General features: G+C 57.4%; 4 protein-coding genes. All 4 read right to left on the bottom strand.

Features of this window, described 5'->3' with window-relative positions:
• Positions 1-75: 75 nt before the first annotated feature.
• The 4 genes from J5224_RS24380 to J5224_RS24365 are packed head-to-tail and all read right to left on the bottom strand — an operon-like array spanning position 76 to position 2,874.
• A complete protein-coding gene (locus tag J5224_RS24380) occupies positions 76-1,221 on the bottom strand; it encodes a DUF2586 domain-containing protein (RefSeq protein WP_264627809.1) in 1,146 nt (381 codons plus the stop codon).
• Between the two features lie 2 nt (positions 1,222-1,223).
• The gene (locus tag J5224_RS24375; RefSeq protein WP_264627808.1) at positions 1,224-1,928 is read right to left on the bottom strand and encodes a phage virion morphogenesis protein; all 705 of its coding nucleotides are present in this window, start codon (positions 1,926-1,928) and stop codon (positions 1,224-1,226) included.
• On the bottom strand, positions 1,925-2,425 hold the full coding sequence (locus tag J5224_RS24370) for a phage tail protein (RefSeq protein WP_264627807.1): 501 nt from the start codon (positions 2,423-2,425) through the stop codon (positions 1,925-1,927). Before J5224_RS24370 ends, J5224_RS24375 begins: the two co-directional genes overlap by 4 nt.
• Positions 2,422-2,874 (bottom strand): head completion/stabilization protein, encoded by a 453-nt coding sequence (locus J5224_RS24365; RefSeq protein ID WP_264627806.1) that lies wholly within the window; start codon positions 2,872-2,874, stop codon positions 2,422-2,424. Before J5224_RS24365 ends, J5224_RS24370 begins: the two co-directional genes overlap by 4 nt.
• Positions 2,875-3,141 lie beyond the last annotated feature (267 nt).

Genomic DNA, 3,141 nt, shown 5'->3' with positions numbered 1-3,141 from the left:
TCAGGCTGACTTTTTCCGCATGAACCAGATCGCCGTCCATGTTGAAATCAACCGATTGGCCTGAAATCCGTTTCGTCATGCCGCACTCTCCACTGACTGATCAAGAAGCAGGCTCACCGTGATGCCTTTCGGGCATTCGTAGGTGCGCACCGTGATATAAATCTCAACCTGGCTTTTGCTGCGCCAGGTGATCACCACGTCGCCATCCTGCGGCGCTTTCACCTCACCGGGGAACGTCACGCCGTTAATCTGGCTGCTGCGGGACATTTCGCGCAGCGTCTTGGCAAAATACGCTTGGTGTGCGGCAATGCTGCCCGGTGTGCTGTTCAGGCTGCGATCGGCAATTTTGGCAATCGCCTGGAGACGCACACGCCGCGCCGCTTTATCGACAATGCGCAGGTTTTCGATCGCCTGATAATCTCCGCCCTCCACGTCCAACGTGCGACCATCTGACCAGTAATAGCCGTCATAGTCGGGATACCACATCGGCACGCTGTAGCGCTGTTTCTCCAACGCCTGCAACGTGGCCAACTCCAGCACGTTACCTTTGCCGTCTACCGGTAAATCCGCATTGCCCATATCCAGCAAGGCACCGGTCTGCACGCGTGCCGGGCTGTCTGCGATCGTCACCGCACGATTGCACAGGCGGCCCACTAACACGCCAGGCTCATTCCCCCACAGACGCGGCGACAGTTGCACCGCTGGCACCGCTGCACCGTTCTGTAAGGTACTCAGGCGGGTAAGGTACTTTGTCCAGTCCTCATCCTTGCCGGGGCCACCCACGGCCAGCACAAACCACACCCAGCGCCCAAACTGCGCGATTAACTCCGCGCGCAACGTGGCGGCGGTCTGGATTGTGGTTTTGCTCGCGTCCAGCGTCAGCACTACCCCTTCAACGCTTGCCACCTGCTGCGCAGTTTTCACTGCCGACGCCCACGCCTTTTCGGCATCGGCGGCGGTCAAATCGCTGGGCAGCACAAACACATAACCGCTCCAGTTTTGCCCCGCATTACGCATGGCGGCTTTGACCGTACTTTTCAGGGTGCTATCGTCTGCGCCTAACAACGCATCAAAATCACTTTGCGTATTCACCGGCATGGCCTGGCCCGTGGTGGCTTCCTTGCCGCTGCCCAACCCAACGAACAACACCACACGCTCGATCTCGTTGGTTTCGCCCTGTAGCTGGTTAACCTGATTAATTTGTACCGTTGGCCAACTCATCCCTACCCCTTGATATCCTGCGCGTTCACATTCCAGCCAAAGCCGATCGCCTGTAGCTGGCGTGCCAACGCCTTGTTAAATTCTTCGTCGCTCATGCCCAAAAACGGACGGGCGGGAACATCAATTGTCCAGGCGGCTTTTGCTGCCTTACCGCTCAGCTTCTTGATAAGTAAACCGGCTTGGTCAAAGCGCATCACGCCCTCAATCTCGCTATAAGCCGGTTTGCGCCAGCGCGTGCCCTGCTTTACCCGATACCCCAACGCCCGCAATTTTTTGGCCTGGCGACGTGTAGCTAACCGTGTCGTATCAGATTTGCCTTTCTGCGCCTGGCGACCTTTCACCGATACGCTCATGCCACGCTGCTGGCCATAACCCACCACGCCAGCCGGAACCGGGTTAGCCCCGTTGCGATATCCACCGCCCTGCAAATAGATACGTACCGACTCTGTTTCCGGCATTTCACGGATATGCAGCAATTTGGGCAGGTTGCGCAGCATCTTGCCGCGTCGCCTGCCTTTGCGTTTCGCCCAGGCTGTACCGTCCGGCGTTTGTTGCTGGCGCACATGGCGCGCAGCCGCGTTAATCACCCCGTACTTGGCCAACCGCCACAGCAGGCGCTGGCGTTTTTTCGGCGGGAAATCCAGTTGCCGCAACGCCTGGCGCAGTTCCTTCAACTGCCCTTTATTCAGTTGGCCATCAACAATCATGTGGTTTGGCCAATCGGCGCACCGGTTTCATCAGCGCCGTACACGCTGGCCTCTGAGGCAAACCAGATTTCCGGGTCAGCCAGTCGCCAGCGTTTGCCGTCGAACGGGATAATGCCGTTATCATCTTCAATGATGGTCAGTGAAGACGCGCCTTTGACCGACACCACCACCGTAGCGGTATCCCGATCGATAACGTCAACATCCAACGTGGGCAACTCCCTATCCAGCCCGGCATCCATAAAGGGCTGTTCGTCCTGCTCTGTCTGCCAGACCAGCAATAAAGCGCACAGGTTTTTAGGATCAAACTCCCGATAGGGCCAACGCTCCCAACTCAGTACCGCATCAAACTGCATCACCGCCAGTTGATACTGGCCCTCTCCGAGATCCCGCTGCGCGCAGATAAAACTGATTTCATCCATAAAGCTGTCAAAGCCCTGCATCACACGCCGTGGCAGGTTTTGAGTCACAAAGTCGGTTAACGCCTCTAACTGGCTCATACCATTTTCACCGTGGCGCGTTTCAGCCCCTTCATGGTGCGGATAACGATCGCCGCCTCCGCCAGCAGTCCCTTGCGTGTATCGTCTCCCTCCTGCCCTGGATGAGACTCGCGGCGGCCAATGGTGGCGAATTCCCCCATCAAATCGGCTTTCGCCCTGGCAAACACCGCTTTTTGATATTGCGCACTCAACAGGTTTTTTCCGTCGAGACTGACACCCGGCACCGCGCTGGCCGTTGCATGGCCATTCGTCTGGTGTCGCTGTGCCACACTGACCAAATCCGTGTTAACTTCTCCGGCAGCGGTCAATAACGCTTGCGCCACCGTTCCCGCGTCCATGTCTGCCGTGATTTTGCGTTGCTCCTGGAAATCTTTTAGGTTGAGATCCGGCCAAAATCCATCATTGGCCAGTACCGCATCCTGATAATCCACTGGTGTGCCACTAAACATTACATCTCCCGAAAAAGGCGGGCTGACCGGCTTCCACGGCACATCGCACCGTTGTGCATTGCCTCCACCGCGCCCGCCTGGCTTGCGGTAGTCGTTTAACTTTTTTGCAAGGTACGCAGACGCGCAGCGATGGTTTTACGCATCGTGCCTACGCCAACCTTGCGGTGATAATGTTCAGCCTGTGCCAGCAACGCATCGGCTTTCTGCAACAGTTCCGCATCTTCCGTCGCCGTGGCGCGCGGCTGGCCATTGTCGTCCCGTAACAGC

Source organism: Candidatus Symbiopectobacterium sp. NZEC135 (assembly GCF_025962695.1).
Note: the sequence above shows the minus strand (reverse complement) of the source record. Positions and strands in the feature narration are given on the sequence as shown.